Origin of the sequence: Pseudonocardia xishanensis (assembly GCF_039541715.1) — a bacterium.
Lineage (GTDB): Bacteria > Actinomycetota > Actinomycetes > Mycobacteriales > Pseudonocardiaceae > Pseudonocardia > Pseudonocardia xishanensis.
This window is the reverse complement of the sequence record NZ_BAABGT010000003.1, coordinates 1-26,929: the sequence shown is the minus strand read 5'-3', so window position 1 is coordinate 26,929 and position 26,929 is coordinate 1. Positions and strand designations below refer to the sequence as shown.

Here is a 26,929-nt window from a genome sequence, read left to right as displayed (position 1 = left end):
CGCGCTCAGCGCACCCGGAGCGCGCCCTGCGGAGTGGCGACCTCCGTGGGGGTGCGACGGCCCCGCAGCACCACGGCGTCGCCGCGGTCCCAGCGCGCGGCCTCCGCGGCCCCGGCCAGGTCGAGCGCGGCCCCCGATGCCACCACCCCGCCACGGTTCTTGGCCAGGTCGGTGAGCCGGGCCGCCTCGTTCACCGGGTCGCCGATGACCGTGTACTCGTAGCGGCGCGGATCGCCGACGTTGCCCGCGACCGCGTCGCCCGCGGACACCCCGATTCCTGCGGTGATGCCGCGGTCGGCGAGCTCCTCGGCCAGCTCGCGGGCCGCGGCGAGCGCCGAGCCTGCCGGGTCCGCCACGGCGACGGGCGCGCCGAAGACCGCCAGCGCGGCGTCGCCCTCGAACTTGTTGATCCAGCCCCCGCGCCGCTCGACGGCCTCCACGACCACCGCGAAGAACCGGTTCAACAGCTCGACGACCTCGTGCGGCGGACGCTCGACCGCCAGCGCCGTCGAGCCGACGAGATCGACGAACAGCACCGCGACCCGGCGGACCTCGCCTCCCAGCTCGACCCCGTCGGACGCCGCGGCCGCCCGCGCCACGTCCTGCCCGACGTGCCTGCCGAACAGGTCCCGCAGCCGCTCCCGCTCACGCAGGCCCTCGACCATCGTGTTGAACCCGGCCTGCAGCCTGCCCAGCTCGGTGTGGTCGTAGACGGGGACGGAGACGTCGAGGTCGCCCTGCTCGACGCGCTGCATCGCCCGCCGCACGGAGATCACCGGATCGGCCGCCGCGCGCGCCGCCCCGACCGTCGTGAGGATGCCGGCGAGCAGCGCGGCGACGCCGATGGACAGGATCATCACCGCGAGCCGCTCGGCGGAGACGTCCCGGAAGGCCAGCGCGGACACCCCGCCGAGCAGCAGCCCGGTGATCGGCACGGCCGTGCCGAGGGCCCAGAACAGCACCGGGCGGAGCAACACACCCGGCAGCGCCCGGCTGCGCGGCGGCTCCCCGGCCAGGATCACCGAGGCCGGGCCGCGCAGGATCCGCTCGCCGAGCAGGTACGACAGCGAGCAGGTGGCGATCCCACCGACCGTGATCGTCTCGGCGACCGACAGCGCCAGCCGCCACGAGAACCGCAGGTTGACCAGTCCGAAGAGGACGACGGCGCAACCCCACAGGAGCGCGAGCATCACCACGAGCCGCAGCGGTCCGTAGAGGACCAGTCGGCGCGCGCGGCGCTGCGGGTCGCGGCGCGCCGCCCTGCCGCGGAGCCGGAACAGCCCCCGTCCGGCCAGGATCCCCAGCGGCGTGACCACGACCAGGTACCCGACGAGGACGGCGATGTTGAGCAGCCGGACCGCCCCGGCGTCCGCGAGCTCGCCCTGCGGCACGACCCACGCGGACAACGCGAACACGATCGCGGCCCCGCCGAAGTTGGCGAGCGCCACCGCGACGCCGAGCAACAGCCGGATCGGCAGCCCCAGCACGGAGCCGCCGGGCCGCAGCGCGGGGTCCGCCATGCGCGGAGTCTAGGCCGAACGGGGGATCACACCGCGGCGACCTCCTCCAGCCGTGACCACCCCGGTCACGCTCGCCCGCGGCGAACGCGACCCGATGGTCAGCGACGCCGACCCGGCCGCGCTGGTCCCCGCCCCCGTCACGCTGCCCGGCCTGGGCCACAACACCCACGTCGAGAACCCGGCGGCCGTGCGGGCGCTGCTCACCCGATCCTGAGGACGCCGGTCAGCGGACGGCGCCCGCCAGATGGATCGAGCCCTTCCGGTTCCGCACCGCCAGGTCCCACCCGCCCTCGGCCCGCTCGGTCGCCAGTTCCACCACCGACGGCAGCAGCAGGGGCTTGCGGAACTGGACGGTGTAGGTGAGGGCGTCGGGGATCCGACCCTGCAGCGAGGCGAGGGCGTGCGCGGCGGTCCACATCCCGTGCGCGATCGTGCGGGGGAAGCCGAAGGCCTTGGCCGTGAGCGGGTTCAGGTGGATCGGGTTGACGTCCCCGCTCACCGCCGCGTACCGGCGCCCGAGGTCCGCGGCCGGGGACCACACCGCGGCGGCCGGGCCCTCCGGGACGGTGACCTCGGGCAGCTCGCCCGCCGGGCCGGTCGGGGCCTGCGCTCCGCGGGCGAGGTAGGTCGACCGGCCCTCCCACACGACCGCGCCGCCCGTGGAGATCGCGGAGACGAGATCGACCTGGGCCCCACGGGCGTGCGCCGCGAACCGCTCGGCGTGCACCCGGACGTCCAGCGGCTCGCCGACCGTGATCGCCCGCCGCACCGTGATCGTGTTCGCGACGTGCACCAGCCCCGGGAGCGCGAGCGGGAAGGTGCGCGCAGCCATCAGCTCGATCTGCAGGGCGAACGCGAGCACGTGCGGGAACGTCGGCGGCAGGACGTCGGACAGCGGGAACCCGCACACCGCGGAGTAGTCGGCCACCCGCCCCACCGACGGGGTGACGGACCGCTCCAGCACGGTGTCCGGCAACGACTTCGCGCGCGGCAGCACCGCACCCGCGGCGGCCTTGGCGTACAACCCGATCATCAGGCTCCGATCATCGACTGGCCGCAGACCCGCACGACCTGCCCGTTCACCCCGCCGGACGCGGCCTGGCCGAGCCAGCCGATCGTCTCGGCGACGTCGACCGGCAGCCCGCCCTGGCGCAGCGAGTTGATCCGGCGCCCGCCCTCGCGGGTGGCGACGGGCATCGTCGCCGTCATGTCCGTCTCGATGAACCCCGGCGCCACGGCGTTGATCGTGACGCCCTTCTCGGCGACGACCGGCGCCAGCGCCCGCACCATCCCGATGATCCCGGCCTTCGAGGCCACGTAGTTGGCCTGCCCCCGGTTGCCCGCGATCCCGCTCTGCGAGGACACGCTCACGATCCGGGCGCCGTCGCCGAGCAGGTCGGAGGCCAGCAGGGCGTCGGTGATCCGCAGCTGCGCCCGCAGGTTCACATTCAGCACGGAGTCCCAGCGCTCGGCGTCCATGTTGGCCAGCAGCTTGTCCCGGGTGATCCCGGCGTTGTGCACGACCAGGTCCGCGCGCCCGAAGCGCTCGGCCAGGAACGCGACCAGCCGCGCGGGCGCGTCGTCCGCGGTGATGTCGAGCTGGAGCGCCACCCCCCCGGTGCGGTTCGCGACCTTCGCCAGGTTCTCCCCCGCCGCCGGGATGTCGACGACGACGAGCGTGGCCCCGTCCCGCGCCAGCGTGTCCGCGATGGACGCCCCGATGCCCCGTGCCGCACCGGTGACCACCGCGATCCGCCCGGCGAGCGGCTTCTCCGTGGGCGAGTCCATCGCGGGCGGGTCCTGCGGCGTGCCGACCGGCACCCCGACGCGCATCACCTGACCGTCCACATAGGCCGACCGCGCGGACAGGAGGAACCGCACCGAGCTGTCGACGGCGGCGGGCGCGGCGCCCGCGGCCACGACCAGCAGGTTGGCGGTCGCCCCCGCCCGGACCTCCTTGGCGATCGTGCGGACCAGCCCGTCGAGCGCCTGGGCGACCGCGGCGGCCTCGACCCCGGCGGCCTCGGCGGGGTCGGGCCCGAGGAGCAGCACCCGCCCCGAGGGGGCGAGCTTCCGGACCGCGGGCTGCAGGATCGCGCGCGCGGCGGCGAGATCGTCCAGTGTGGTCGCATCCGTCAGGTCGACGACGACGGCCGCGACCCTCTCCTCGCCGATCTCCTCGACGACGGTGCAACCCTCCTCGACGATCAGCGCGGCGACGGCCTCGGCGAACCGCCCCGTCCCGGCCACGAACGCGGGCCCGGGCAGCAGCGGCTGCCCCGGTGAGTACCGCCGGAGCACCGGCACCCGCGGCACACCGAGCCGCTTCGCCAGGGCACCGTTCGAGAAGTCCCGGATCCGGTCGTTGCTCATCCGCGCTCCTCGTTGTGGTTCGTCGCCCGGCTTCGCCTGCTCGCCGTGTCGACCGACTCGTTCACCCGCTCGCTCATCGAGCCGCCTCCAGGATCGCGACCACACCCTGCCCACCGGCGGCGCAGATGGAGATCAGGCCGCGCCCGGAGCCCTTCTCGTGCAGCAGCTTCGCCAGCGTCGACACGATCCGGCCGCCGGTCGCGGCGAACGGGTGCCCGGCGGCGAGGGAGGATCCCACGACGTTGAGCCGGGAGCGGTCGATCGAGCCCAGCGGCGCGTCCAGCCCCAGGCGCTCCTTGGCGAAGCCCGGGTCCTCCCAGGCCGCGAGGGTGGCGAGCACGGTGGACGCGAACGCCTCGTGGATCTCGTAGAAGTCGAAGTCCTGCAACGTGAGCCCGTTGCGGGCCAGCAGCCGCGGCACGGCGTAGACGGGAGCGGTGAGCAGCCCGTCCCGCCCGTACCGATGGTCGGCTCCACGGGCTCCGGGGGCTCCGCCTCCGTGCACGTAGTCCACCGCCGCGGTCTCGGCGTCCACGAAATGCGCCAGCACCGGCAGCTTGTGCGCCGCGGCCCACTCGTCGGACCCGAGCAGGGTGAGGGCGGCACCGTCGGTCAGCGGGGTCGAGTTGCCCGCCGTCATGGTCGCGCCTTCACCCTTGCCGAACACCGGCTTCAACCGGGCCAGCTTCTCCGCCGTGGAGTCCGGGCGCAGGTTGTCGTCCCGGGTCAGACCCAGGTACGGGGTGACGAGGTCGTCGAAGAAGCCCCGCTCGTAGGCGGCGGCGAGGTGCTGGTGCGAGGCCGCGGCGAACTCGTCCTGCGCCTCGCGGGACACGCCCCACTCGCGGGCGGTGACCGCCGCGTGCTCCCCCATGGAGAGCCCGGTGCGGGGCTCGGAGTTCTGCGGGATCTCGGGCACGATCTGGCCGGGGCGCAGCCTGCCGAGCAGCCTCAGGCGCTGCGACAGCGAGCGCGCGCCGTTGAGAGCCACCAGGACCTTGCGCAGGTCCTCGTTCACCGCGATCGGCGCGTCGGACGCGGTGTCCACACCCCCGGCCACGCCGCTCTCGATCTGGCCGAGCGCGATCTTGTTCGCCACCGCGATGGTGGCCTCGAGGCCGGTCCCGCAGGCCTGCTGGATGTCGTAGGCCGGGGTCGAGGGTGCGAGCCGGGACCCGAGCACCGCCTCGCGGGTGAGGTTGAAGTCCCGGGAGTGCTTGAGGACGGCGCCGGCGACCACTTCGCCGAGCCGCTCGTCCGCCAGCCCGAAGCGGGCCACCAGCCCGTCGAGCGTGGTGGTGAGCATGTCCAGGTTCGACGCCCGGGCGTACCTGCCGTTCGCCCGCGCGAACGGGATGCGGTTGCCACCGATGACGGCGGCCTTGCGCGGAGCCATGAGACCTCCTCGAATGGGTTACCCATCGGTAGCCAGTACCCACGGTACACGGTACTGTCGGTTTCGTGAGCCTGACCCGGGACCGGCGCGACTCGCGATGGGACGCCCATCGCGAGCAGCGTCGCGCAGAGCTGGTGACCACCACGGTGGCCGCCATCCGCAGACACGGCGCTGGCGTCGGCATGGAGGAGGTCGCGATCGCGGCCGGCACCAGCAAGACCGCGCTCTACCGGCACTTCCGCGACCGGACCGCCCTCTACGTCGCCGTCTGCGAGACCGTCGCCCGGGTACTGGTGGACCAGGTCCGCCGCGCGACGGACCGGGCCCTCGCCGACGGCGCCGGGCCGCGCGCCGCCGTCATCGCAGGTATAGACGCCTATCTGCGGCTGATCGAGTCGGACGCCGAGGTGTACCGGTTCGTGGTACATCGGCCTCTGCTGGACGGGGCGGATCCCGTCGCCGACCTCGTCACGGTGATCGGTGACCACGTCGCCTCCGTCATCACCACCTACCTGCCCGCCGCGGCGGCCCCGCGGATCTGGGGGCACGCCGTCGTCGGGATGGTCCGCGGCGCGGCGGACGACTGGCTGGCCCGCCCCGACGGCACCACCCGGGCGGAGCTCGCCGCCCGCCTGACCGACCTCGCCTGGACCGGACTGTCCGGACTCGCGACCTCCGAAGGAGGACCCCGATGAACGCCGATCTCCTACAGCCCCTCCAGCGGAGCCTCGACGGCCGCTGGGCCGCCGTCCGCGCGGACGTGCGCGACCAGATGGCCCGCTTCGCCCCCGCCGACCCGGACTGGTCCCGCGAGGAGTACCGCGAACGCGTCCTGCACCTGACCCGCGAGCTGGCCAGGACCGGCCAGCCGCACCGCGGCTTCGCCGCCGAGTACGGCGGCGAGGGGGACGTCGGCGGGGTGGTCACCGCCTTCCAGGCGCTGGGCTACGGCGACCTGTCACTGCTGGTCAAGGCCGGCGTGCAGTGGGGCCTGTTCGGCGGAGCGGTACAGGTCCTCGGCACCTCTCGTCACCATGACAGGTACTTGCGCCGGATCATGGACGGCGAGCTGCTCGGCTGCTTCGCGATGACCGAGACCGGGCACGGGTCGGACGTCCAGCACCTGCTCACCACCGCCACGTACGACGCGGACACCCGCGAGTTCGTGATCGACACCCCGGAGCCCGGCGCGCGCAAGGACTACATCGGCAACGCGGCACGAGACGGCGAGATGGCCGTGGTGTTCGCCCAGCTCGTCACGCAGGGCGAGACGCACGGCGTGCACGCGTTCCTGGTCCCGATCCGGGTCGACGGGAAGCCCGCCGCGGGCGTCGAGATCGGCGACTGCGGCCACAAGGCCGGGCTCAACGGCGTCGACAACGGCAGGCTGACGTTCACCGGCGTCCGGGTGCCGCGGGAGGCCCTGCTCAACCGGTTCGCCGACGTGGCCGAGGACGGCACCTACTCCAGCTCGATCGAGAACGAGGGCCGTCGCTTCTTCACCATGCTCGGCACGCTCGTGCGCGGCCGGATCTCGGTGGCGGGCGGGGCGGGCAGCGCGGCGCAGAAGGCGCTGACGCTCGCGATCCGCTACGGCGAGCGCCGCCGCCAGTTCGCCGATCCCGCCACGGGCGAGGAGACCGCGATCCTGGACTACCGCGTGCACCAGCGGAAGCTCCTCCCCCTGCTGGCCACGACGTACGCGCTGACCTATGCGCAAGACGACATGGTCGCGGAGATGCACCGCCTGCAGGAGCCGGGCGCCGCCCCGGACGAGAAGGCCCAGCGCGCTCTCGAGGGCCGTGCGGCCGGGGTCAAGGCGGCGTCGACCTGGCACGCCACGCACACCATCCAGACCTGCCGCGAGGCCTGCGGCGGGGCGGGCTACCTGAGCGAGAACCACCTGCCCGCGCTGAAGGCGGACACGGACGTCTTCACCACGTTCGAGGGGGACAACACCGTCCTGCTGCAGCTGCTCGCCAAGAACCTGGTGAGCGACTACGGCAGGTCCGTGTCCCGGCTGTCCAAGATGGAGCTCGCCCGGTTCCTCGGCGGGCAGGCGGTGGGGGCCGCCGCGGAGCGGACCGGCCTGAACCGGGTCCGCGTGAAGGCTCTGGACCCCCGCTCGCGCGACGCGCAGCGCGCGCTGATCGCCGACCGCTCGGAGCACCTGCTGGCCGGGGTGGCCCGACGGCTGCGGCCCGCCCTGAAGAAGGGCGCCGACCAGTTCGGGATCTTCAACGCCGCGCAGGACCACCTGCTGGCGGCGGCCCGCGCGCACGTCGACACCGTGGTGTTCGACGCGTTCGTGGCCGGCATCGAGCGCGCCGACCCCGCGGTGCGGGAGCTGCTCGGGAAGGTCTGCGACCTGCACGCCCTGTCCGTCATCGAGCGGGACCGCGCCTGGTATCTCGAGCACGGCAGGCTCACCGCGAGCGAGTCCCGAGCCCTCACCGCGGCCGTCAACGACCTCTGCGCGGAGCTGCGCCCGCACGCCCGCCTGCTGGTCGACGCCTTCGGCATCCCCGAGCCCTGGCTCGCCTGCCCGATGCTCGCCGACCCCGCCGTCGAGACGAGCACCGAGGACCCGACCCCCGCCCTCGTCGGCTGACGAGCGTCCGACTCGGGCGTCGGGAGTGGGGGACTCGCGGACGTGGTTCCGCGAGTCCCCCACTCCCGGCCCGCGGGTTCGACACCGGGGCACCCGAGTCGGACGCGGGGTGATCGACGCGGGCCGTCGCGGGTCAGGCGACGCGGGCCGCGCAGGTGTCGCGGTCCTCGGCGTAGGCCGGGTCCTGGGCGGCGGCGAGCTTGAGGTGGGGCAGGGCCTCGGCGTAGCGGGACTGCCGCTGCAGCGTGCGGCCGAGCAGGTAGCGCGCGAAGGAGTCCGTCGGCGCGAGCGCGACCGCCCTGGTCAGGGCCTTCTCGGCCCGACCGAGCTGCGCCGAGTGGTAGTAGGCCCGGCCGAGCAGGACCGCGCCGGACGCCGTCTCGAGCAGCTCCTCGGCCCGCGGGGTGAGCATCGACAGGGCCTCCAGCGGCCGTCCGCCGTTCAGCAGGCCCTCCGCCATCCGGTAAGTCATGTCGTCCATGCCTCGCCCAACCAGACACCCCCCAGGGGTATTCCGCACGGGCTACGGTGGCCGCATGGATCTCGAGGACCTCCGGGCCGTGCTGTTCGACATGGACGGCACGCTCGTCGACTCGGACGCCGCGGTGGAGCGCGCCTGGCACACCTGGGCCGCGGAGTTCCGTGTCGACCCCGCCGCCGTGCTGGCCGTCGCCCACGGGAGGCCGTCGGAGCCCACGGTGCGCGAGATGCGACCCGACCTGGACGATGCCGCGGTCGCGGCGGCGGCCGCACGCCAGCTCGAGCTGCAGTACACCGACCTCGTCGACGTCCGCGAGATCCCCGGCGCCCACTCGCTGCTGCGCCTGTTGGACGTGCTCGGCCTGCCGTGGGCCGTCGTCACCAGCGCCGACCGGCGGCTGGCCGCCGCCCGGCTCGGCGCCGCGGGCCTGCCGACCCCGGCCACCCTGGTGACCAGCGAGGACATCAGCGAGGGCAAGCCCAGCCCGGAGGGCTACCTCAAGGCCGCGGCGGCGCTCGGGGTCGAGCCCGCGGCGTGCCTCGTCGTCGAGGACAGCGATCCCGGCCTGGCCGCGGGATACGGCGCGGGGATGCGGACCGCGGCGCTCAAGGGCCTGCGCGGGGACCTGACGCTGAGCGGCCTGCCGGATCTGGCCGACCTGCTCAGCGAGTGGACCCCACCCTTCCCAGCGCCCGCGAGTTGATCCACCCGACGAGCCCGGCGAGGTGTGCGGTGACCTCCTCGCCCGGCTCGGTGAGCAGGTAGGAGACCTGCGGCGGCGTGGTCGCGAGGACACGCCGTTCCAGGAACCCGTCCCCCTCCAGCGTGCGCAGGGTCTGCGCCAACATCTTCTCACTGACCCCGCCGACCCGGCGGCGCAGTGCGCTGAACCGGGTCTCGCCGTCCTCCCGCAGGGCGACCAGCACGAGCACCGCCCACTTCGAGGTGACGTGGTCCAGCACGATCCGCGTGGGGCAGTTCCTGTCGAACGCGTCACCCGGGGCGGGCCACGACACCGTCTCCACCTGCGTGCTCACCATGGACCCCTGTGATTACCTCGAGGTACGTACTTACGAAGAGAAAGTACATCACCGTAGGTTCGTGGCACCAGACCACCAGAGGGAGAACATCATGATCGCGGTGACCGGGGTGTCCGGGAAGCTCGGACGCGTCGTCCTGGACGACCTGCTGACCCGCCTGCCCGCCGAGCAGGTCGTGGGCGTGGCACGCACGCCCGAGAAGGTGGACGTTCCCGGTGTCGAGGTGCGCCAGGGCGACTACGAGGACCCGACGAGCCTGGAGAAGGCGTTCGCGGGCGCGGACGTGGTGCTGATCGTGTCGAGCCCGGACGTCACGCCCGGCACCCGGCCCCGCCAGCACGGCAACGCGATCGCCGCAGCACAGGCCGCCGGTGTCGGACGGATCGTCTACACCAGCGCGATCTCGGCGGACACCGGCCCGGGCTTCCTCGCCGACCACGCGGTCACCGAGGGACTGCTGCGCGAGTCCGGCGTCCCGTTCACCGTGCTGCGCAACAGCTTCTACAGCGACCTCTTCGTGAACCCCGCCGTCGTGGCCGCAGCCGTGGAGGCCGGGGAGATCGCGGCGGCGGACGCGGGCAAGGCGCTCAACACCGCCACCATCCGGGACTTCGGGCTCGCCGCCTCCGCCGCGCTGACCGGCACGGGCCACGAGAACGCGGTCCACGAGCTGCGCGGTCCGCTGTGGACCTACGACGAGCTGGCCGCTGCGATCACCGAGGCGACCGGCACCGCCGTGACACACAGGGAACTCCCGCTCGCCGACGAGGACTTCATCGGCGCCCTGGTGAGCAGCGGCTTCTTCAGCGAGCCCGGCGACGACCTGGCGACCCTGCTGGGCCGCCCGGCCACCGCGATCGGCGAGCTCGTCCGCGCGGCGGCTCAGCGGTAGCGCTCGGCCAACCGCCGCTTCACCAGCTTCCCGGTCGGGGTGCGCGGGAGCGCGTCGGTGAAGTCGATCCGCCTGGGACATTTGAACCCCGCGATCCGGGTCCGGACGAACTCGAGCAGCTCGCGCTCGAGCGCCGGGCCCGGCTCGGCCCCCTCCGCGGGCTCGACGACGGCGAGCACCTGCTCGCCCATCTCCTCGTCCGGGAGCCCGATCACGCCGACGTCGCGCACCGCGGGGTGCAGCGCGAACGCGTCCTCGATCTCCTGCGGGTAGATGTTCACCCCGCCCGAGATGATCATGAAGGCCTTGCGGTCGGTGAGGTGGAGCCACCCGTCCTCGTCGACGTAGCCGAGGTCGCCGGTCGTCGCCCAGTTCTCGTGGTCCGGATGGCGTGACTCCGCGGTCTTCACCGGGTCCCCGTGGTAGCTGAACGTGGGCGCAGGCTGCTCGAAGTAGATCGTGCCGATCCGGCCGGGCGGCACCTCGGCGCCCGAGTCCGCGCAGATCCGCAGCACCCCGACCTTCGCCCGGCCGACCGAACCCGGGTGCGCCAGCCACTCGGCGGAGGAGATCCGGGTCTGCCCCGGCGACTCCGTGGTGCTGTAGTACTCCTCCAGCACCGGACCCCACCACTCGATCATCCGGCGCTTGACCTCGACCGGGCACGGCGCGGCGGCGTGGACCGCGACCCGCATCGAGGACAGGTCGTAGGGCGCCCGGACCTCCGGGGCCAGCTTGAGCAGCCGGACGAACATCGTGGGCACCCACTGGCTGTGGGTGACCCGGAACCGCTCGATGTCGGCGAGGGCCTGCTCGGCGCCGAACCGGTCCGCGACCACCAGCGTGCCGCCGACCGCGTGCGTCATCGCGCCGAAACGCAGCGGCGCGGAGTGGTACTGCGGCGCGGGCGAGTAGTAGACGGTGTCCCGGTTGAAGCCGTAGGCGGACGCGAAGATCTCGAGCATCGGCTCGCCCGGCTCGTCGATCCGCCGCTCCGGCAGGGGCTTGAGGATCCCCTTGGGGCGCCCGGTGGTGCCGGAGGAGTAGAGCATGTCGATCCCCGCCGGCTGGTCGGCGAGCGGTTCCGCGGACACCGCCGCGAGCGCGGCCTCGTAGTCCTCGTGCCCCGCGACGGACCCACCGACGGAGAGCCGGAGCTCGACGTCCGGTGCGTCGAACCCGGCCAGCGCCGCCGACACGACGAGCGCGCGGGCCCCGCAGTCGCCCACGATGTAGGCGATCTCGCCCGGCGTCAGATGGCTGTTCACCGCGGTGACGATCAGCCCTGACCGGCGGGCCGCCCAGTAGGCCTCGAACACCTCCGGCCGGTTCTCCAGCACGACGGCGAGGTGGTCGCCCCTGCTCAGGCCCGCGCAGGCGAGCACCCGGGCCAGCCGGGTCGATCGCTCGTCGAGCTCCGCGTGGGTCTGGACCATGCCGTCGAGCGGCCCTCCCGACATGATCGTCGCCGGATGGTCGGGCCGCTCTCGGGCCCAGGTGCCGGGGTACATGAGGTCCGTTCTAGCCTACTGAACGTACGATCAGCTACCCTCGGCGGCGAGGTTCCCGTGTTCGACTCGGAGGTCCTTCTTGAGGATCTTGCCGCTGGGGTTCTTCGGTAGGGCGTCGGCGAAGACCACGTACTTGGGGCGCTTGTAGCCGGCGAGCTTCTCGCGGGCGTGCGCGTCGACCTGCTCGCGGGTGAGCTCGACGCCCGGTTTGGCCACGACGACCGCGGTGACGGCCTCGATCCAGTGCGGGTGGCTGATGCCGAACACGGCGACCTCGGCCACGCCGTCGAGCAGGTAGAGGGCCTCCTCGACCTCGCGGGAGGCGACGTTCTCCCCACCCGTCTTGATCATGTCCTTCTTGCGGTCGACCACCGCCAGATAGCCGTTGTCGTCGATCACGCCGAGGTCGCCGGAGTGGAACCAGCCGTTGCGGAACGCCGCGGCGGTCCTGTCCTCGTCGTTGTAGTAGCCCAGCGCGGCGTGCGGGGAGCGGTGCACGATCTCGCCGACCTCCCCGACCGGGACGGGGTTGTCGTCGTCGTCGACGACGAGGGTCTCGACGTTGAGCGAGGCCCGCCCGGCGCTGCCTGCCATCGGGAGCTGTTCCTCGGGGCGCAGGATCGTGGCCAGCGGGGACATCTCGGTCTGGCCGTAGAAGTTCCACAGCCGTACCTCGGGCAGCCTGCCCTGCAGCTCGCGCAGCACCTCGACCGGCATGGCCGCGGCCCCGTAGTAGCCCTTGCGCAGCGAGGAGAGGTCCCGGGTGTCGAAGTCCGGGTGGCGCAGCAGCGAGATCCACACCGTGGGCGGACAGAACAGCTTGGTGACCTTCTCGGCCTCGATCGTGGCCAGGATCGTGGCCGCGTCCGCACCCGGGAGGATCACACTCGTCGCACCCAGGTAGACGTCGACGGAGAAGAAGCAGTCCAGCTGCGCGCAGTGATACATCGGCAGCGAGTGGACCTCGACGTCGTCGGCGGTCATGCCGCCGTCGACGATGCAGGACACGTACTGGCTGGTCAGCGACTTCGATGAGAGCATCACGCCCTTGGGGCGGGACTCGGTGCCGGAGGTGTACATCAGCCGCAGCGGGTCGTCGTCGGCCACGGCGACCTGCGGGGCGTCGGGGGCGCCGTCGGTGATCCAGGTGCCGACGTCCTCCCAGTCCCCCGACGCCGCGGTCCCGCCCAGGGCGATCCAGCCGCGGACCCCGCCGGTCAGTCCCGCCACGGCGAGGGCCTTCTCCGCGGTGACGGCGAGGGCGTCCTCGGTGACCAGGCCCTTCGCCCCGGAGTGGGACAGGATGAAGCCGATCTCCTCGGCGTTGAGCATGAAGTTCACCGGTACCAGCACCACGCCGAGGCGGGCGGTGGCGAAGGCCAGTACCGCGAACTCCCACGAGTTGTGGGACAGCAGCGCCAGCCGGTCACCCTTGGCCAGGCCGCGGGAGCCCAGCGAGTTCGCGCACCGGTTGACCGCCTCGTCGAACTCGGCGAACGTGGCGCGGCGCTCGCCCGCGACCACGGCGAGCTTGTCCGGGTAGCGCCTCGCGGTGCGGTGCAACAGATCACCCAGGGTGTGCTGGCGGGCACGCGCGATGGCGGCGGTGGTCTCGGGACTGAACGGCACGACGTCGGACACGGCACGATCCTGCCCGACCGACCGAGCGTTCGACACCCACAGATGTCCGACTCGGGTGGCCGAAGTGCGGGACTCGCGGGTGCTCACCCCGCGAGTCCGACCCTCACCGGAGGGTGAGGATGCGCGGGCCCTGCTCGGTGATCGCGATGGTGTGTTCGGCGTGCGCGGCGCGGCTGCCGTCCGCGGTGCGGATCGTCCAGCCGTCCCGGTCGTGCCGGTAGGAGTCCCGCCCGCCCGCGTGGAGCATCGGCTCGATCGCGATGACCAGGCCCGGCTGGAGGCGCAGGCCGCGGCGGGGCTTGGACTCGTTCGGGACGTGCGGCTCCTCGTGCATCGACCGGCCGACGCCGTGCCCGCCGTGGTCCGCCAGCATGCCGTAACCGGCACCCCGCGCGACCTGGGCGATCGCGTGCCCGACGTCCCCCATCCGAACGCCCGGCTGCGCGGCGTCGATGCCCGCCTGGAGGGCCGCCTCCGTCGTCCGGATCAGCTTCTCGTCTGCGGAGGTGGAGCGTGCGGAACCGTTCATGGACGCCTCGGAGCCACCGCTCACGAGCATGCTGAACGCGGCGTCCGCGCACCAGCCGTCGAGGTGCACTGCGAAGTCGACGGAGAGCAGGTCGCCCTGCTTGAGCTTCGTGCGGGCGGGGATGCCGTGCACCACCGCGTCGTTCACGCTGACGCACAGCACGCCCGGGTACGGGCCGGGCGCCCAGCGCGGGTGGTAGCCCCGGAAGCTGGAGACCGCACCCGCCTCGGCGATCAGGTCCGCGGCCAGTGCGTCCAGCTCGGTGGGGCGCACGCCCGGCGCGGCCCTCTCGCGCACCGCGGTGAGGATGCGGGCGACCACGGAACCGGCGGCGTCGATCGCATCGATCTCCCCCGGCGTCTTCAGCTCGATCACGAGAGATAACAATACCGGTATTACTATGACGTCCATGGTGCGCGTACCCCTGACCGCCGAGGACCGTGAGCGCGGCGAGCGTCTGGGGGCGCTGCTGCGCGCGGCCCGCGGCGAGCGGAGCATCGGCGCCGTCGCCGCGGCGGCCGACATCTCGCCGGAGACCCTGCGCAAGATCGAGACCGGCCGGATCCCCACCCCGGCGTTCTTCACCGTGGCCGCGCTGGCCACGGAGCTGGGCCTCGACCTGTCCACGCTGGCGGCCTGCGAGCAGCGGCCTGGCGCCAGCCCCGCGGCGTGACCTCGAGCCCGGAGGCCTTCGTCGCGAAGGTCCGCAAGGCCGCGAAGGCCGGTCCGTACACGGTGGAGCGCACGCCGGACGGGTTCGTGCTGACCGCCGAGGTCGTCGGCCCTCCGCGGGCGCGCGGGCGCCGCCACCGCGAGCGGCTCACGCACGCCGTGGTGCTCGCGGAGGGCACCTACCGGGTCACCGACACCCGCGAGACACTCGACGAGGCCCCCGAGCAGGGCGGCTCGCTGCTGCGTCTGGACCGCCGCGCCGAGGCCCCGGTCGATCCCGCCGTCGAGGCCCACCGGATGCTCACCGGGATCGCCGCCGAGCTTGGCTGGGCACCCGCCCGCGCCGCCGTGAGCCCGCACCTCGTGCTCGGGATCATCGCGGCCTTCTGCCTCGTCGTGCTGGTGGTCGCGCTCCTGCTCGTCCTGTAGGCACCTAGACTCGGTGCACCGCACGACCCGGAGGTTCGCTGGTGACCACCACGCCCGACCGCACGCCGCCCGTCGACCGCGAGGAGGCCGACCTCGTGGTCGGCAGGCCCGCGCACCACGCCGCGGGGCTCAAGGCGGTCCAGGTGTCGATGACCCGGGCGATCAGGCAGATGGGCGTGGTCAAGACCGCCCGGAACCTGCTCGCGCTCAACCAGGTCGACGGGTTCGACTGCATGTCCTGCGCGTGGCCGGACCCCCAGGGCCACCGGCACACCGCCGAGTTCTGCGAGAACGGCGCCAAGGCCGTGTCGTGGGAGGGCCAGCGGGAGACCGTCGGCGCGGAGTTCTTCGCCGCGCACCCGATCCCGGAGCTGGAGCGGCGGACCGAGCACTGGCTGGAGAAGCAGGGCAGGCTGACCCGGCCGATGGTTCGTCGGGACGGGGCGGACCACTACGAGCCGATCTCCTGGGACGGCGCGTTCGCGCTGGTCGCCCAGCACCTGCAGGCACTGGACAGCCCGGACGAGGCGCTGTTCTACACGTCCGGCCGCGCGTCGAACGAGGCCGCGTTCGTCTACCAGCTCTTCGCCCGCGCGTTCGGCACGAACAACCTGCCGGACTGCTCGAACATGTGCCACGAGTCGACGTCGGTCGGGCTGGCCCGCACGATCGGCATCGGCAAGGGCTCGGTGACGCTGCAGGACATCCACGAGGCGGACCTGATCGTCATCTCCGGGCAGAACCCGGGCACCAACCACCCGCGGATGCTCTCCGCGCTGGAGATCGCCAAGCAGAACGGCGCACGGATCCTCGCGGTCAACCCACTGCGCGAAGCGGGGCTGCTGAAGTTCGACAACCCGCAGAAGCCCGCCGGGCTCGCGGGCCTCGGCACCTCGCTGGCCGACCGCTACCTGCAGATCCGGTCGGACGGCGACCTCGCCCTCTGGCAGGCCATCGGGCACCTGCTCCTCGAGCGCGGGGCCGTGGACACGGACTTCATCGAGCGCCACACCGTGGGGTTCGAGGAGTGGGCCGCGCACGTCCGGCAGCTGGACCGGGCCGCCGTCGTGGCCGCCACCGGGCTGGCGTGGAGCGACATCGAGGCCGCCGCGGAGATGTTCGCGACCTCGTCGCGGATCGTGAACTGCTGGGCCATGGGCATCACCCAGCACCGCAACGCCGTCGCCACGATCTCGGAGTTCGTCAACGTCGCGCTGCTCCAGGGCATGATCGGCAAGCCCGGCGCAGGCCTGTGCCCGGTCCGCGGACACTCCAACGTCCAGGGCGACCGCACCATGGGCATCTGGGAGAAGTCCCCGGGCTCCTTCCTGGACGCCCTGGGCGCCGAGTTCGGCTTCGAGCCGCCGCGCGAGCACGGCCACGACGCGGCCGCCGCGGTCCGGGCGCTGCGGGACGGTCGCGCCCGCGTGTTCGTCGGGCTGGGCGGGAACTTCGCGTCGGCCATGAGCGACACCCACGTCACCGAGGCCGCCCTGCGGTCGGCGGCCCTGACCGTGCAGATCTCCACCAAGCTCAACCGCAGCCACCTCGCCGCCGGGCGGGACGCGCTGATCCTGCCCACGCTGGGCCGTACCGAGAAGGACCTCACCGGCGGGCTGGTGCAGCGGGTGACCGTCGAGGACTCGATGTCCGCGGTGCACGCCTCCCGCGGGCGCTCCGAACCCGCGAGCCCGCTGCTGCGGTCGGAGGTGGACATCCTCTGCGGCATCGCGCACGCCACCCTCGGCGACCGCTACGGCATCCCCTGGCGGGACTTCGCCGCGGACTACTCCCGGATCCGGCAGTCCATCGGCCGGGTCGTGCCGGGCTGCGAGGCCTACGACGAGAAGATCACCCGCCGCGGCGGGTTCACCCTGCCGCACGGCCCGCGGGACACCCGCACCTTCCCCACGCCCCAGGGCAAGGCGGTGTTCACGGTGAGCCCGCTCCAGGTCGCCACGGTGCCCGAGGGCAGGCTCGTGCTGCAGTCCCTGCGCAGCCACGACCAGTTCAACACCACGATCTACGGCCTGGACGACCGCTACCGCGGCATCCACTCCGGCCGCAGGATCGTGTTCATCTCCCCCGCGGACCTGGCCGAGCTCGGCTTCGCCGACGGGGACCACGTCGACCTGGTCTCCGAATGGGAGGACGGCGTCGAGCGCCGGGCGCAGGACTTCCGGCTCGTCTCGTACGACACCCCCAAGGGCTGCGTCGCCGCGTACTACCCCGAGACCAACCCGCTGATCCCGCTGGACTCCCAGGCGCTGGAGTCCGGCACCCCCACCTCGAAGTGGGTCGTGGTGCGGCTGGTCCCCCGCCGGTAGCCCGGCTCCCGGTGAGCGAATCCCGGAGGCGTGCGCGTCGCGGATTCACTCGACGGTAGGCCGAATCACATTTCCGCCCGACGCGGCCCTGGTGCTGGTCGACGAGAGCCGCGACCAGACCGTCCGCCGGCGCCCGGGCGAGCGGCTGCACCACGTCTTCGAAGACCTCGCCCTGCGCCGCCCCACCGCGACCGCCGTGGTCGTGGGGGACACCGAGATCTCGTTCGCCGAGCTGGACCGGCGGGCGAACCGGCTCGCCCGGCGACTGCGCGCCGCGGGCGCCGGGCCCGGCGACCGGGTGGCGCTGCTCGCGGACGACGCCGTCGCCGGGTACGCGGCCGTGCGCGCCGCACTGAAGGTCCAACCGCCTACGTCCCGCTCGACGCGGGCTTCCCGGCCGACCGGATCGGCTACATCTGCACGGACTCCGGGGCCCGCTTCGCCCTCGCCCCGCCGCACCTGGCGGCCGCGCTGCCCGGGGAGGTCGTCGCGGTCGATCCCGCGGACGAGGCGGGCGACCCGGACCCGCTGACCGCCGCCGAGGCGGGCAGCCCGGCGGACGAGCTCGCCTACCTCATCTACACCTCCGGCACGACCGGTCGACCGAAGGGCGTGGCGACCGAGCACGGCTCGATCGTCAACTTCGTGCGGGTGTCGGGCGAGCTGTACGGCTACCGCGCGGACGACCGGGTCTACCAGGGCATGACCCTGGCCTTCGACTTCTACCGCTGGACGGCGAGGTGCGCACGGACACCGGGCTGCTCGGCTCGCCCGCGTTCGCGATCCCGCCGTCGGTGCAGCGGGCGCTCTGCTCGATCCACGACCCGTACTTCTGGGGGCACGAGCGGCTGTGGAAGCTCCTGCCGCCCTTCCTCGCCCTGTTCGACGGGACGCCGCTGAAGGCGCTGGTCCTGCGCGCGCTGGGGGTGCGGGTGGGCAGGCGCCTGCTGGACGACGGGGCAGCCATGCCGGAACACACGCTGGTCACGATCGGGGACCACGTCACCCTCGGTCCGCGCAGCACCGTCCAGTGCCACTCGCTGGAGGACGGGACCTTCAAGTCCGACCACACGGCGCTGCGGGACGGGGTCACGGTGGGCGCCGACGCCTTCGTGCACTACGGCGTCGAGATGGGCGCGGGCACGGTCCTGGACGCGGACGCGTTCCTGATGAAGGGCACGGTCACGGGCGCGAGGACCCGCTGGTCCGGCACCCCGGCGACCCCGTGAGCCGTCACGGGCACGAGGTCGACCGGGGACCGCTCACAGCCGGCGGAGGGCTTCCTGCAGCACCTCGTCCCGCTTGCAGAAGGCGAAGCGCAGCAGGGTGGGAGCCAGGGCGGGGTCGTCGCAGAAGACGCTGACCGGCACCGCGGCCACCCCGAGCCTCGCCGGCATCTCGCGGGCGTAGGCGGCTGCGTCCGTGACCCCCAGTGGGGCCAGGTCGGCGACCACGAAGTACGTCCCCCGCGGCGCGAAGACCCGCATGCCCGCCTCGCGCAGGCCGTCGACCAGCAGGTCCCGTTTGGGCCGGAGGTCCCCCGCGATCGCGGCGTAGACCTCGTCCGGGAGGGCGAGAGCCTTCGCGACGGCGGGCTGGAACGGTGCGCCGCCCGCGAACGTGAGGAACTGCTTCACCGCCCGGGCCGCCGCCACCAGCTCGGCCGGGCCGTGGATCCAGCCGATCTTCCAGCCCGTGACCGAGAAGGTCTTGCCCGCGCTGGAGACCGTCAGGGTGCGGTCGGCCAGGCCGGGGAGGGTCGCCATCGGGACGTGCGTCGCGTCGAAGGTCATGTGCTCGTAGACCTCGTCGGTGATCACGACGGCGTCGTGCTCGACCGCCAGGTCGCCGATGGCGCGCAGGGTGTCCGGGCCGAAGACGGTGCCCGTGGGGTTGTGCGGGGTGTTGACCAGGACCGCCTTCGTGCGCGGGCCGAAGGCGGCGCGCAGCTGGGCCGGGTCCGGCTGGAAGTCCGGGGCGCGCAGCGCGACGGTGCGCCGGGTCGCCCCGGCCATCGCGATCACCGCCGGGTAGGAGTCGTAGTACGGCTCGAAGACGACGACCTCGTCCCCCGGCTCGCACAGCCCGATCACCGCGCTCGCGATCGCCTCCGTGGCGCCCGCCGTGACCAGGACCTCGCCGGCGTCCAGACCGTAGAAGTGCCGCTGGTGCGTCGCGACGGCCTCGCGCAGGGCGGGCAGTCCCGGAGCGGGCGGGTACTGGTTGGCGCCGGTGGCGATCGCCTGCTGCGCGTCGGCGAGCAGAGAGGCGGGGCCGTCGGTGTCCGGGAAGCCCTGGCCCAGGTTGATCGCGCCGTGCGCCACGGCGAGCTGGGTGATCTCGGCGAAGATCGTGGAGGTGAAGGGCCGCAGGCGTGCCGCGAGGGGGTTCCGGTCGAGCACGGTCACCAGCCCCGCATGTCCACGGCCCAGCGCTCGGCGACGTGCTCGCCGTCCACCAGCCACATCGCCTCGTGCAGCGCGACGGTCGGGTCGACGTGCGCGGGCACGACCCGGATCCGGTCGCCGACGCGGAGCTTGAGCGAGCCGGGCGCGAAGGTCGTGTGCTCGTCCGAGCAGAACCAGACCTGCGCGCCGGGGATCGACGGGTTGCCGTGGTCCATGCCGAGCGCCTTGAGCCCCACGTCGACGACGGCGTGGTCCGCCGACACCGAGATGACCGTGCCGAGCACGAAGATCGCCTGCTCGAACGGGTGCCCCAGCTCGGCGTAGGCGGAGTCCATCAGCGCGTAGGAGCCTGCCTGGATCTCGGTGGCCCACTCGTTGAGCCGGTAGGTGCCGGTGCCGCCCGCGGACACCAGCTCGCCACCGACGTCCCGCGCCGCGGCGACCAGCTTCTCCATGGACTCGCGCACCATCCGGCGCTGGTCGGCCTCGGGCCGCACCATCATCAGGTGGCCCTCGTAGCCCATCACGCCCCGGACCTCGAGCCCGTTGCGTCGGGCGAGGTCGGCCAGCTCCCCGGCCTTCTCCGGCGGGCAGCCGCAGCGCGGGAGGCCGACGTTGACGTCGATCACGACCTCGATCACGTTGCCGCGCAGGGCCGCCGCGATCGTCTCCCGGGAGTCGACGGCGAGGGTGACCCGCGCGCCGTTGCGCACGAGCGCACCGAGCCGGGTCGCGTCGACGACCTCGTTGGCCAGCAGCAGGTCCCCGCCCAGGCCGTGCTCGGCCATCACCTCGCACTCGCGGATCGTGGCGCAGGTGAACCCGGGATGGCCGTTGTCCCGCTGCCACCGCGCCAGCGACGTGCACTTGTGCGCCTTGACGTGCGGGCGCAGCCTGCCGCCGGGGAGCGCGGCGCTCATCGTGTCCAGGTTCCGCCGCAGGGCCCCGCGCTCGACGAGCAGCGCGGGGGTCACGAGATCGTCCACCACCACGTCGGCAGCCTACGGCCGGGCGAGCGCGGCGATCCGCCGGAGGATCGGCGGCGGGGTCACCCGGGCCAGTCGGGCCTCCGCCGTCACCAGCTGGACGGGTCGGTTGCGCTCGACGGCCCGGACCACGGCGTCCGCGACCTTCTCCAGCCTGTACGGGCGGCGCTTGAGCAACCGGTCGGTGCGGCGTTGCTCGGCGGCCGGATCGTCGACGCCGACGAACCGCGCCGAGCCCGCGATGTTCGTGGGGAGGAACCCCGGGCAGAGCGCGGTGACCCCGATGTTCTCGGACGCGAGATCCGCACGCAGGCACTCCGACAGCATCAGCACGGCCGCCTTCGTGGCGGAGTAGGCGGGCAGGAAGGACGTCGGGGTGAAGGCGGCGGCGGAGGCGACGTTCACCAGGTGCCCACCCTCGCCGCGCTCGGCCATCCGGGCCCCGAAGATCCGACAGCCGTGGACGACGCCCACCAGGTTGACGTCCACGATGTCCTGCCAGTCCTGGGCGGAGTGGGCGAGGAACGGGCCGGAGACCGCGATGCCCGCGTTGTTGACGACGACGTCCGGCACGCCGGTCCCGGCGCAGACCTCCTCGGCCAGGCGCTCCATCGCGGCCACGTCGGTGACGTCGACCTGGAACGTGCAGCCCGGCGCTCTGTCGACCGTGACGACCGTGGCGCCGCGGCGCTCGAAGCCCTCGGCCACGGCCTTGCCGATCCCGCTCGCCGCGCCGGTCACCAGCACGACCTTCCCCGCCCAGCGCCGACGTCCGACTCGCGCGTCCGAAGTGGGGGACTCGCGCGAGTCGGAGGTCGCCGCGATGTGCTCGCGGACGCAGCGCGCGACGACGTCGGGGCGCTCGCGGGGGAGCCAGTGGCCGCTCGCGATCTCGCGGAACCGCAGATCGGGGGCGAACCGCGCCGCGGAGGCCAGCAGCTCGCGGGTCAGGTAGCGGTCCCGGGTGGGGGCGAGGACCTGGGTCGGCACCGTGGTGCGGCCGTCTCCGCGGACGCCGGTCATGTTGGCGCGGTAGAGCTCCAGGCCGTTGATCCCGTCCCGCTGGGCGGGCCGCGGCACGCCCTCGCGACGGGCGACGGCCCGGCCCATCACCCCCATCCGCCAGGCCAGCTCGGGCAGCTTCGGGAGCTGGAAGAACCCGATGTACCAGGACTTGGCGAGCTGGCGCAGCCGCCCGCGGCCGCGGAACCGGGCCAGGTGGGCGAGCGACGGGCCCGAGATCGAGGTGAAGGTCGCGAACCGGTCCGGGTGCTCCGCGACAGCCTGCCAGGCCTGCACCGAGCCCCAGTCGTGGGCGAGCAGGTGGACCGGGAGGCCCGGGGATACCTCGTCCGCCACGGCCAGGAGATCGGCCACCAGGCGCTCGATCCGGTAGCCCGCGCGGTCGGGCGGGGCCCCGGAGGCACCGGCGCCGCGGACGTCGTAGGTGACCACCCGGAACTCGTCCGCGAGCAGCGGGACCACGCCCGCCCACACGGTGTGGTCGTCCGGGTAGCCGTGCACCGCGAGGACGGCGGGGGCGTCCGGCGGCCCCTCGGCGTGGAGGGCCAGGTCGACACCGTCGGGGCTGCGCATGCCACGAATCGTAGCTACCGACGAGTAAGAGACCGGTGTCACATCCGATCGGGAAAGCGGAACAGCCTCCGCTCCCGGCGCCTTGAACCACGCGGAACACACCGACGGGGACGAACCGTGATCAGGCGAGGAAGCCGGGCGATCCGCACCCCGACACCGCTAGGAAGGCTCCGTCGTTGAGCACCACCTCCGCCCCCAGCCGCACGCGGCTCGCGCTGCTGCTCGGCGCCCTCATCGCGCTGGGCCCACTCACCATCGACATGTACCTGCCCGCCCTGCCGGGCATCGCGGGCGAGTTCGCCTCCTCGGCCTCGACGATCCAGCTGACGCTCACCGGCACCCTGGTCGGGCTGGCCTTCGGCCAGCTGTTCATCGGCCCGCTGTCCGACGCCTTCGGCCGCAGGCTCCCCCTGCTGATCGGGACCGGGCTGCACATCGCGTCCTCGCTGCTGATCATCGTCGCCCCGAACATCGCCGTGTTCGGCGTGCTGCGCGTGCTGCAGGGCGTCGGCGCGGCCGCGGGCGCGGTCGTCGCCATGGCCGTGGTCCGCGACCTGTTCACCGGGCGCGCCGCCGCCACCCTGCTCTCCCGGTTGATGCTGGTCATGGGAGCGGCGCCGGTGCTCGCCCCCACCCTGGGCGGTGAGCTCCTCCGCTTCGCCGAGTGGCGTGGGGTCTTCGTCTTCCTGGCCGTCTACGGTGTCGCGGCGCTCGCGCTGCTCGCCGTCGGCCTGAAGGAGACGCTGCCCGCCGAGCGGCGCCGCCCCGCGCGCGTCGGTTCGACGCTGCGCAGCTACGGGCTGCTCCTGCGGGACCGCACCTTCGTGGGCCTGGTCCTCGTCGCGGGCTTCGCGATGGCCGGGATGTTCGGCTACGTCTCGGGTTCCAGCTTCGTGTTCCAGCAGCAGTACGGGCTCGACGCCCAGCAGTTCGGCCTGCTCTTCGGCGCGGGCGCGATCTTCCTGATCGCCGCCACCCAGGCGAACGCGGCACTGCTGCGCCGCTACGAGCCGAAGCAGCTGCTGTTCGCGGCGATGATCGGCGGCACCGTCGGCGGCGTGACCCTGGCCGTGCTCGCGGGCACCGCGACCGGTGGCCTCGTCGGCGTGATCGTGCCGCTGTGGGTCGTGCTCGCCTCGGTCGGCCTCGCGATCCCCAACGCCCCCGCCCTGGCGCTGTCGCGGCACGGCGAGCGGGCGGGCACCGCGGCCGCGCTGCTCGGCGCCATCCAGTTCGGCATCGGCGCGGTGACGTCCCCGGTGGTCGGCCTGCTGGGGAACAACGCGCTGGCGATGGGCCTGACGATCGCGGGTGCGCAGCTGATCGCGCTGGCCGTCCTCGTCCTCGTCGTCCGGCCGTGGACGCTGGAGGACCTCGAGGAGTCGACCCCGGCCCGCGTGGCCGAGGAGGCGGTTCCCGAGGCCGCCTGACCCGCCCTCCCACGACACCCCCGTCCCTCGGGCGGGGGTGTCGTCGTGTCAGGCCTCGCGCTCGAGACGCTCGATCGCCCAGGCCGCCCAGTCCCGGACCGCCTCGTACTGGCGCAGGCCGTACTCCGCCGCGAGCTGCCCGAAGCCCTCGGGGCCGGTCAGCGCGTCCGGCTCGGCCTCGCGGACCCGGCGCAGCTCCGCAGCCGTGCGGTCGGTCGTCTCCTCGATCCGGCGCAGCACCACCAGCGCGTCCGCGGGCTCGAGCGCGGACAGCATGAACATCCGCAGGACCTGCTCGTTGCGCACCTTCCCCTGGCTCGGCGGAGACAGCAGCCAGGTCCGCAGCTCCGCCCGGCCCTCGTCGGTCACCGCGTAGGTGCGCGAGCCGCGCGCGCCCTCCGACGTGACCTCGACCAGCCCCTTCTCCGCCATCCGGTTCAGCTCCGGATAGATGCTGGTGTGCCCGGCCTGCCAGGCGTAGCGGCCGAGATCCTGCTCGAAGACCTTCGTCAGCTCGTACCCGCTACGCGGCTGGACGGCGAGCAGGCCCAGCAGGGCGTGCGGCAGTGACATGTACGCAGCCTACATGTCGATATCAACATGTCAGTATTGACATGTCGAGGCCATCCGAGGACGCTCGTCCCCATGACCACCACGGACACGCCGCTGTACCTGCGGGGCCACCTCGCCCCGGTGCCGGACGAGATCGAGGCGCGCGACCTGCCCGTCGAGGGCAGTCTCCCGCCGGAGCTGACCGGGCGATACCTCCGAAACGGCCCCAACCCCCTGCCCGGTCAGGACCCCGGGCACTGGTTCGCCGGGCACGGGATGCTGCACGGCGTCCGGCTACGGGAGGGCCGCGCGGAGTGGTACCGCAACCGCTGGGTGCGGACCGAGGCGCTCGAGGGCCACCCGTTCGTGCGGCCGGACGGCACCTTCGACCGGGCCGCCGTCACCGCCAACACGCACATCGTCGGGCACGCCGGGCGGCTCCTCGCGCTGGTCGAGAACGGGTTTCCGTACGAGGTCACCCCCGAGCTGGAGACCGTGGGCCCGCGGGACTTCGGCGGCAGGCTCACCACCGCGATGACCGCGCATCCGAAGACCGACCCGACCACGGGCGACCTGCACTTCTTCGGCTACGGCGCGCTGCCGCCGCTGCTCACCTACCACCGGCTCGACGCGGCGGGCGAGCTCGTGACCAGCGCGGAGATCGCCGTCGCCGGACCCACGATGATGCACGACTTCGCGGTCACCGAGCGGCACGCGGTCTTCCTCGACCTGCCGATGGCCTTCTCGCTCGAGGCGGCGATGGCCGGTTCGCTGCCCTACGGCTGGAGCGACACCTACGGCGCCCGGCTCGGCGTGATGCCGCTGGACCGCCCGGGCGAGGTGCGCTGGTTCGAGATCGACCCGTGCTACGTCTTCCACGTCGGCAACGCGTTCGAGGACGCGGCGGGCCGGATCGTGCTCGACGTCGCCCGGTACGCCCCCGAGGACATCACCGCGGTGTGGGACTCGATCGGCCCCAACGAGGCGGGCCACGCCTCCGCTGCCGCGGCGGCGGGCGTCGCCACCCTGCACCGGTGGGCCGTCGACCCGGCCGCCGGCACGGTGAGCCAGACGCAGCTGTCCGACCAGGGGCTCGAGTTCCCGACGGTCGACGACGACCTGGCGGGCCGGTCGAACCGCTACCTCTACGCCGTCGCCGACTCCGGGACCCGGGCGGCGGTCCTGCGCCACGACGCCGAGACCGGCGCGGTCGCGGCCCACGAGCTGGGTGCGGACGTCGTCGCGGGCGAGGCGGTGTTCGTACCCGCCGCCGACCGGAGGCACGAGGACGAGGGCTGGCTGCTGTCGATCACGACCACCCGGGACGGCAGGGCTTCCGACCTGCTCGTTCTCGACGCGTCCGACCTGAGCCGGGTCGCCCGCGTCGCGCTGCCCCGCGGCGTCCCGGCCGGGTTCCACGGCTCCTGGAACGCCGACGAGTCCTGACATGGCCGGGTTCGCGATGGCGTTCGCGACCGGCGCCCCGCGCACGCTGCTGCGGGGCTCGCTGATCTCGACCGTGTGGGGCGTCGGGCTGCTCGCCGAGGCGGTGATCCGGGTCCCGCTGGTCCACCTGCTGCCGGTCGACGTGGCCGTGGGTGTGACCGAGGTGCTGTTCGCCGGCACGTTCGTGCTGCTCATCGCATGGAACGGCCGGCGGGAGGCGCGGGCGCGACGAGGTCGTCCCCGCCGGGGGTCCGCACCCTCACCCACGGGAGGAACAGCTGGGTGAGCGGGCCGATCGCCAGCGCGTAGAGCACGGTGCCGAGGCCGACGGTGCCGCCCAGCAGCCAGCCGGTGCCGAGCACGACGACCTCGATCCCGGTCCGCACCACCCGGATCGAGGCGCCGGTGCGGGCGGCGAGACCGGTCATCAGCCCGTCGCGCGGGCCGGGGCCGAGGCGGGCGCCGACGTAGAGGGCCGTGGCCAGGCCGTTCAGCACGATCCCGCCCGCCATCAGCGCGACCCGTGTGGGCCAGCCGTGGGCCTCGGGGATCAGGGCGAGGGCGGCGTCGACGGACAGGGCGATCACCACGACGTTGGCCACCGTCCCGATGCCGGGCCGTTGCCGCAGCGGGATCCAGAGCAGCAGCACGGCCACGCCGGTGATCGCGGTGATCACCCCGAAGCTCAGCGGCAGCCGCTGTTCCAGTCCCTGGTGCAGCACGTCCCAGGGGTTGAGGCCGAGCGCTCCGCGGACCTGCATCGCCATCGACGTCCCGTACAGCGCCAGGCCCACGACCAGCTGGGGGAGTCGACGGGCCGGGCGGTACACGACGGGGAGCGGGCGGAGGTCCATGCGTCCAGGATGCGAACAAGTGGCCTGTTCGTGAAGGGCCAATCCCGCACCACTGGCCTGGTGGCACAATGGCCGACGAGCGCGACTGGCGGCAGACGAAGGATGGCACCGACCATCGGGGAGCCGAGTCCGCGGGGGTCGACCGCCTGGGCCGCCGCGCTACGAGGAGCACCCTTCATGACCGCACGCATGCTGCCCGGCAGGCCCGTCGCCGAGCGGGTCCTGGCCGACGTCA

The 26,929-nt window shown here is 73.3% G+C and carries 26 protein-coding genes and 1 pseudogene; 13 read left to right on the top strand and 14 right to left on the bottom strand.

All coding sequences use genetic code 11. The annotated features are described in order from the left end of the window. Window positions 1-5: 5 nt before the first annotated feature. Window positions 6-1,520, bottom strand: a complete 1,515-nt coding sequence (locus ABD993_RS00495; protein ID WP_345411543.1) for an adenylate/guanylate cyclase domain-containing protein — start codon at window positions 1,518-1,520, stop codon at window positions 6-8. Window positions 1,521-1,572: 52 nt separating this feature from the next. Between ABD993_RS00495 and ABD993_RS00490 the strand changes: the two genes are divergently transcribed. After that, on the top strand, window positions 1,573-1,734 hold the full coding sequence (locus ABD993_RS00490; RefSeq protein WP_345411541.1) for an alpha/beta fold hydrolase: 162 nt from the start codon (window positions 1,573-1,575) through the stop codon (window positions 1,732-1,734). A 9-nt stretch (window positions 1,735-1,743) separates the two neighbouring features. Here the strand turns inward: ABD993_RS00490 and ABD993_RS00485 are convergent, their stop codons facing one another. The 3 genes from ABD993_RS00485 to ABD993_RS00475 form a co-directional block, all read right to left on the bottom strand. Beyond that, window positions 1,744-2,553: a MaoC/PaaZ C-terminal domain-containing protein gene (locus ABD993_RS00485; protein WP_345411538.1), complete on the bottom strand. Its 810-nt coding sequence runs from the start codon at window positions 2,551-2,553 to the stop codon at window positions 1,744-1,746. Continuing rightward, window positions 2,553-3,893, bottom strand: coding sequence for a 3-oxoacyl-ACP reductase (locus ABD993_RS00480; RefSeq protein ID WP_345411536.1), 1,341 nt, complete (start codon window positions 3,891-3,893; stop codon window positions 2,553-2,555). Before ABD993_RS00480 ends, ABD993_RS00485 begins: the two co-directional genes overlap by 1 nt. Before the next feature lie 73 nt (window positions 3,894-3,966). Beyond that, complete coding sequence (locus ABD993_RS00475) at window positions 3,967-5,289, bottom strand: acetyl-CoA C-acetyltransferase (protein ID WP_345411534.1); 1,323 nt, start codon at window positions 5,287-5,289, stop codon at window positions 3,967-3,969. Between the two features lie 65 nt (window positions 5,290-5,354). On the opposite strand from ABD993_RS00475, the gene ABD993_RS00470 reads away from it, so the two are divergent. Both ABD993_RS00470 and ABD993_RS00465 read left to right on the top strand, forming a co-directional pair. After that, window positions 5,355-5,984 (top strand): TetR family transcriptional regulator, encoded by a 630-nt coding sequence (locus ABD993_RS00470; protein ID WP_345411532.1) that lies wholly within the window; start codon window positions 5,355-5,357, stop codon window positions 5,982-5,984. Continuing rightward, window positions 5,981-7,900, top strand: coding sequence for an acyl-CoA dehydrogenase family protein (locus ABD993_RS00465; protein ID WP_345411530.1), 1,920 nt, complete (start codon window positions 5,981-5,983; stop codon window positions 7,898-7,900). The genes ABD993_RS00470 and ABD993_RS00465 overlap by 4 nt, the downstream gene beginning before the upstream one ends. A gap of 133 nt (window positions 7,901-8,033) precedes the next feature. Here ABD993_RS00465 and ABD993_RS00460 read toward each other — a convergent pair whose 3' ends face one another. After that, the gene (locus ABD993_RS00460) at window positions 8,034-8,381 is read right to left on the bottom strand and encodes a CDC27 family protein (protein WP_345411528.1); all 348 of its coding nucleotides are present in this window, start codon (window positions 8,379-8,381) and stop codon (window positions 8,034-8,036) included. Window positions 8,382-8,436: 55 nt separating this feature from the next. Between ABD993_RS00460 and ABD993_RS00455 the strand changes: the two genes are divergently transcribed. Beyond that, window positions 8,437-9,084, top strand: coding sequence for an HAD-IA family hydrolase (locus tag ABD993_RS00455; RefSeq protein ID WP_345411526.1), 648 nt, complete (start codon window positions 8,437-8,439; stop codon window positions 9,082-9,084). Here the strand turns inward: ABD993_RS00455 and ABD993_RS00450 are convergent. After that, on the bottom strand, window positions 9,044-9,421 hold the full coding sequence (locus ABD993_RS00450) for a winged helix-turn-helix transcriptional regulator (RefSeq protein ID WP_345411524.1): 378 nt from the start codon (window positions 9,419-9,421) through the stop codon (window positions 9,044-9,046). The genes ABD993_RS00455 and ABD993_RS00450 overlap by 41 nt on opposite strands. Window positions 9,422-9,512: 91 nt before the next feature. On the opposite strand from ABD993_RS00450, the gene ABD993_RS00445 reads away from it, so the two are divergent. Next, the gene (locus ABD993_RS00445; RefSeq protein ID WP_345411522.1) at window positions 9,513-10,313 is read left to right on the top strand and encodes an NAD(P)H-binding protein; all 801 of its coding nucleotides are present in this window, start codon (window positions 9,513-9,515) and stop codon (window positions 10,311-10,313) included. Here the strand turns inward: ABD993_RS00445 and ABD993_RS00440 are convergent. The 3 genes from ABD993_RS00440 to map all read right to left on the bottom strand — a co-directional run bounded on the left by ABD993_RS00440 (window position 10,304) and on the right by map (window position 14,369). Further along, entirely contained in the window at window positions 10,304-11,824 is a 1,521-nt protein-coding gene (locus ABD993_RS00440) for an acyl-CoA synthetase (protein ID WP_345411520.1), read from the bottom strand. The two genes, ABD993_RS00445 and ABD993_RS00440, sit on opposite strands and share 10 nt — an antisense overlap. Window positions 11,825-11,854: 30 nt before the next feature. Beyond that, the gene (locus ABD993_RS00435; RefSeq protein ID WP_345411518.1) at window positions 11,855-13,465 is read right to left on the bottom strand and encodes an acyl-CoA synthetase; all 1,611 of its coding nucleotides are present in this window, start codon (window positions 13,463-13,465) and stop codon (window positions 11,855-11,857) included. 103 nt (window positions 13,466-13,568) lie between these two features. Next, a complete protein-coding gene (gene map, locus ABD993_RS00430) occupies window positions 13,569-14,369 on the bottom strand; it encodes a type I methionyl aminopeptidase (RefSeq protein ID WP_345411516.1) in 801 nt (266 codons plus the stop codon). 34 nt (window positions 14,370-14,403) lie between these two features. Here map and ABD993_RS00425 point away from each other — a divergent pair, with 34 nt between their 5' ends. From ABD993_RS00425 to ABD993_RS00405, 6 genes and pseudogenes are all read left to right on the top strand, one after another. Then, a complete protein-coding gene (locus ABD993_RS00425) occupies window positions 14,404-14,667 on the top strand; it encodes a helix-turn-helix domain-containing protein (protein WP_345411514.1) in 264 nt (87 codons plus the stop codon). Then, complete coding sequence (locus ABD993_RS00420) at window positions 14,664-15,095, top strand: hypothetical protein (protein ID WP_345411512.1); 432 nt, start codon at window positions 14,664-14,666, stop codon at window positions 15,093-15,095. Before ABD993_RS00425 ends, ABD993_RS00420 begins: the two co-directional genes overlap by 4 nt. Window positions 15,096-15,136: 41 nt before the next feature. Further along, on the top strand, window positions 15,137-17,422 hold the full coding sequence (locus ABD993_RS00415; RefSeq protein WP_345411510.1) for an FdhF/YdeP family oxidoreductase: 2,286 nt from the start codon (window positions 15,137-15,139) through the stop codon (window positions 17,420-17,422). Between the two features lie 91 nt (window positions 17,423-17,513). Beyond that, on the top strand, window positions 17,514-17,954 hold the full coding sequence (locus ABD993_RS00410; RefSeq protein WP_345411508.1) for an AMP-binding protein: 441 nt from the start codon (window positions 17,514-17,516) through the stop codon (window positions 17,952-17,954). Then, window positions 17,837-18,097 (top strand): annotated as a pseudogene (locus tag ABD993_RS36555) (AMP-binding protein); the annotation flags it as partial. The gene ABD993_RS00410 and the pseudogene ABD993_RS36555, both read left to right, overlap by 118 nt. A gap of 65 nt (window positions 18,098-18,162) precedes the next feature. After that, window positions 18,163-18,651, top strand: coding sequence for a hypothetical protein (locus tag ABD993_RS00405; protein WP_345411506.1), 489 nt, complete (start codon window positions 18,163-18,165; stop codon window positions 18,649-18,651). A 33-nt stretch (window positions 18,652-18,684) separates the two neighbouring features. On the opposite strand, the gene ABD993_RS00400 is transcribed toward ABD993_RS00405, so the two are convergent. From ABD993_RS00400 to ABD993_RS00390, 3 genes are read right to left on the bottom strand one after another with little or no spacing between them, the layout of a single operon-like run. Beyond that, window positions 18,685-19,830 carry a pyridoxal phosphate-dependent aminotransferase gene (locus ABD993_RS00400; RefSeq protein ID WP_345411504.1) on the bottom strand — a complete coding sequence of 382 codons (1,146 nt, stop codon included), beginning with the start codon at window positions 19,828-19,830 and terminating at the stop codon, window positions 18,685-18,687. Beyond that, the gene (locus tag ABD993_RS00395; RefSeq protein WP_345411502.1) at window positions 19,827-20,822 is read right to left on the bottom strand and encodes an alanine racemase; all 996 of its coding nucleotides are present in this window, start codon (window positions 20,820-20,822) and stop codon (window positions 19,827-19,829) included. The genes ABD993_RS00400 and ABD993_RS00395 overlap by 4 nt, the downstream gene beginning before the upstream one ends. Window positions 20,823-20,831: 9 nt before the next feature. Continuing rightward, window positions 20,832-22,412, bottom strand: coding sequence for an SDR family oxidoreductase (locus ABD993_RS00390; protein ID WP_345411500.1), 1,581 nt, complete (start codon window positions 22,410-22,412; stop codon window positions 20,832-20,834). Between the two features lie 176 nt (window positions 22,413-22,588). Between ABD993_RS00390 and ABD993_RS00385 the strand changes: the two genes are divergently transcribed. Then, window positions 22,589-23,842, top strand: a complete 1,254-nt coding sequence (locus ABD993_RS00385; protein WP_345411498.1) for a multidrug effflux MFS transporter — start codon at window positions 22,589-22,591, stop codon at window positions 23,840-23,842. 48 nt (window positions 23,843-23,890) lie between these two features. On the opposite strand, the gene ABD993_RS00380 is transcribed toward ABD993_RS00385, so the two are convergent. Continuing rightward, a complete protein-coding gene (locus ABD993_RS00380; protein ID WP_345411496.1) occupies window positions 23,891-24,415 on the bottom strand; it encodes a PadR family transcriptional regulator in 525 nt (174 codons plus the stop codon). Window positions 24,416-24,487: 72 nt separating this feature from the next. On the opposite strand from ABD993_RS00380, the gene ABD993_RS00375 reads away from it, so the two are divergent. Further along, window positions 24,488-25,840, top strand: coding sequence for a carotenoid oxygenase family protein (locus tag ABD993_RS00375; protein ID WP_345411494.1), 1,353 nt, complete (start codon window positions 24,488-24,490; stop codon window positions 25,838-25,840). 191 nt (window positions 25,841-26,031) lie between these two features. Here ABD993_RS00375 and yczE read toward each other — a convergent pair whose 3' ends face one another. Then, entirely contained in the window at window positions 26,032-26,694 is a 663-nt protein-coding gene (gene yczE / locus ABD993_RS00370) for a membrane protein YczE (protein ID WP_345411492.1), read from the bottom strand. Window positions 26,695-26,929 lie beyond the last annotated feature (235 nt).

What these genes read in the sequence shown, in the direction of transcription:
- ABD993_RS00485 (WP_345411538.1), bottom strand. Translation starts at nt 2,553, where the DNA reads ATGATCGGGTTGTACGCCAAGGCCGCCGCGGGTGCGGTGCTGCCGCGC.
- ABD993_RS00440 (WP_345411520.1), bottom strand. Translation starts at nt 11,824, where the DNA reads ATGTACCCCGGCACCTGGGCCCGAGAGCGGCCCGACCATCCGGCGACG.
- ABD993_RS00375 (WP_345411494.1), top strand. Translation starts at nt 24,488, where the DNA reads ATGACCACCACGGACACGCCGCTGTACCTGCGGGGCCACCTCGCCCCG.
- ABD993_RS00425 (WP_345411514.1), top strand. Translation starts at nt 14,404, where the DNA reads ATGGTGCGCGTACCCCTGACCGCCGAGGACCGTGAGCGCGGCGAGCGT.
- ABD993_RS00460 (WP_345411528.1), bottom strand. Translation starts at nt 8,381, where the DNA reads ATGGACGACATGACTTACCGGATGGCGGAGGGCCTGCTGAACGGCGGA.
- ABD993_RS00455 (WP_345411526.1), top strand. Translation starts at nt 8,437, where the DNA reads ATGGATCTCGAGGACCTCCGGGCCGTGCTGTTCGACATGGACGGCACG.
- ABD993_RS00475 (WP_345411534.1), bottom strand. Translation starts at nt 5,289, where the DNA reads ATGGCTCCGCGCAAGGCCGCCGTCATCGGTGGCAACCGCATCCCGTTC.
- ABD993_RS00445 (WP_345411522.1), top strand. Translation starts at nt 9,513, where the DNA reads ATGATCGCGGTGACCGGGGTGTCCGGGAAGCTCGGACGCGTCGTCCTG.
- ABD993_RS00450 (WP_345411524.1), bottom strand. Translation starts at nt 9,421, where the DNA reads ATGGTGAGCACGCAGGTGGAGACGGTGTCGTGGCCCGCCCCGGGTGAC.
- ABD993_RS00465 (WP_345411530.1), top strand. Translation starts at nt 5,981, where the DNA reads ATGAACGCCGATCTCCTACAGCCCCTCCAGCGGAGCCTCGACGGCCGC.
- ABD993_RS00380 (WP_345411496.1), bottom strand. Translation starts at nt 24,415, where the DNA reads ATGTCACTGCCGCACGCCCTGCTGGGCCTGCTCGCCGTCCAGCCGCGT.
- ABD993_RS00495 (WP_345411543.1), bottom strand. Translation starts at nt 1,520, where the DNA reads ATGGCGGACCCCGCGCTGCGGCCCGGCGGCTCCGTGCTGGGGCTGCCG.
- ABD993_RS00390 (WP_345411500.1), bottom strand. Translation starts at nt 22,412, where the DNA reads ATGCGCAGCCCCGACGGTGTCGACCTGGCCCTCCACGCCGAGGGGCCG.
- ABD993_RS00480 (WP_345411536.1), bottom strand. Translation starts at nt 3,893, where the DNA reads ATGAGCAACGACCGGATCCGGGACTTCTCGAACGGTGCCCTGGCGAAG.
- yczE (WP_345411492.1), bottom strand. Translation starts at nt 26,694, where the DNA reads ATGGACCTCCGCCCGCTCCCCGTCGTGTACCGCCCGGCCCGTCGACTC.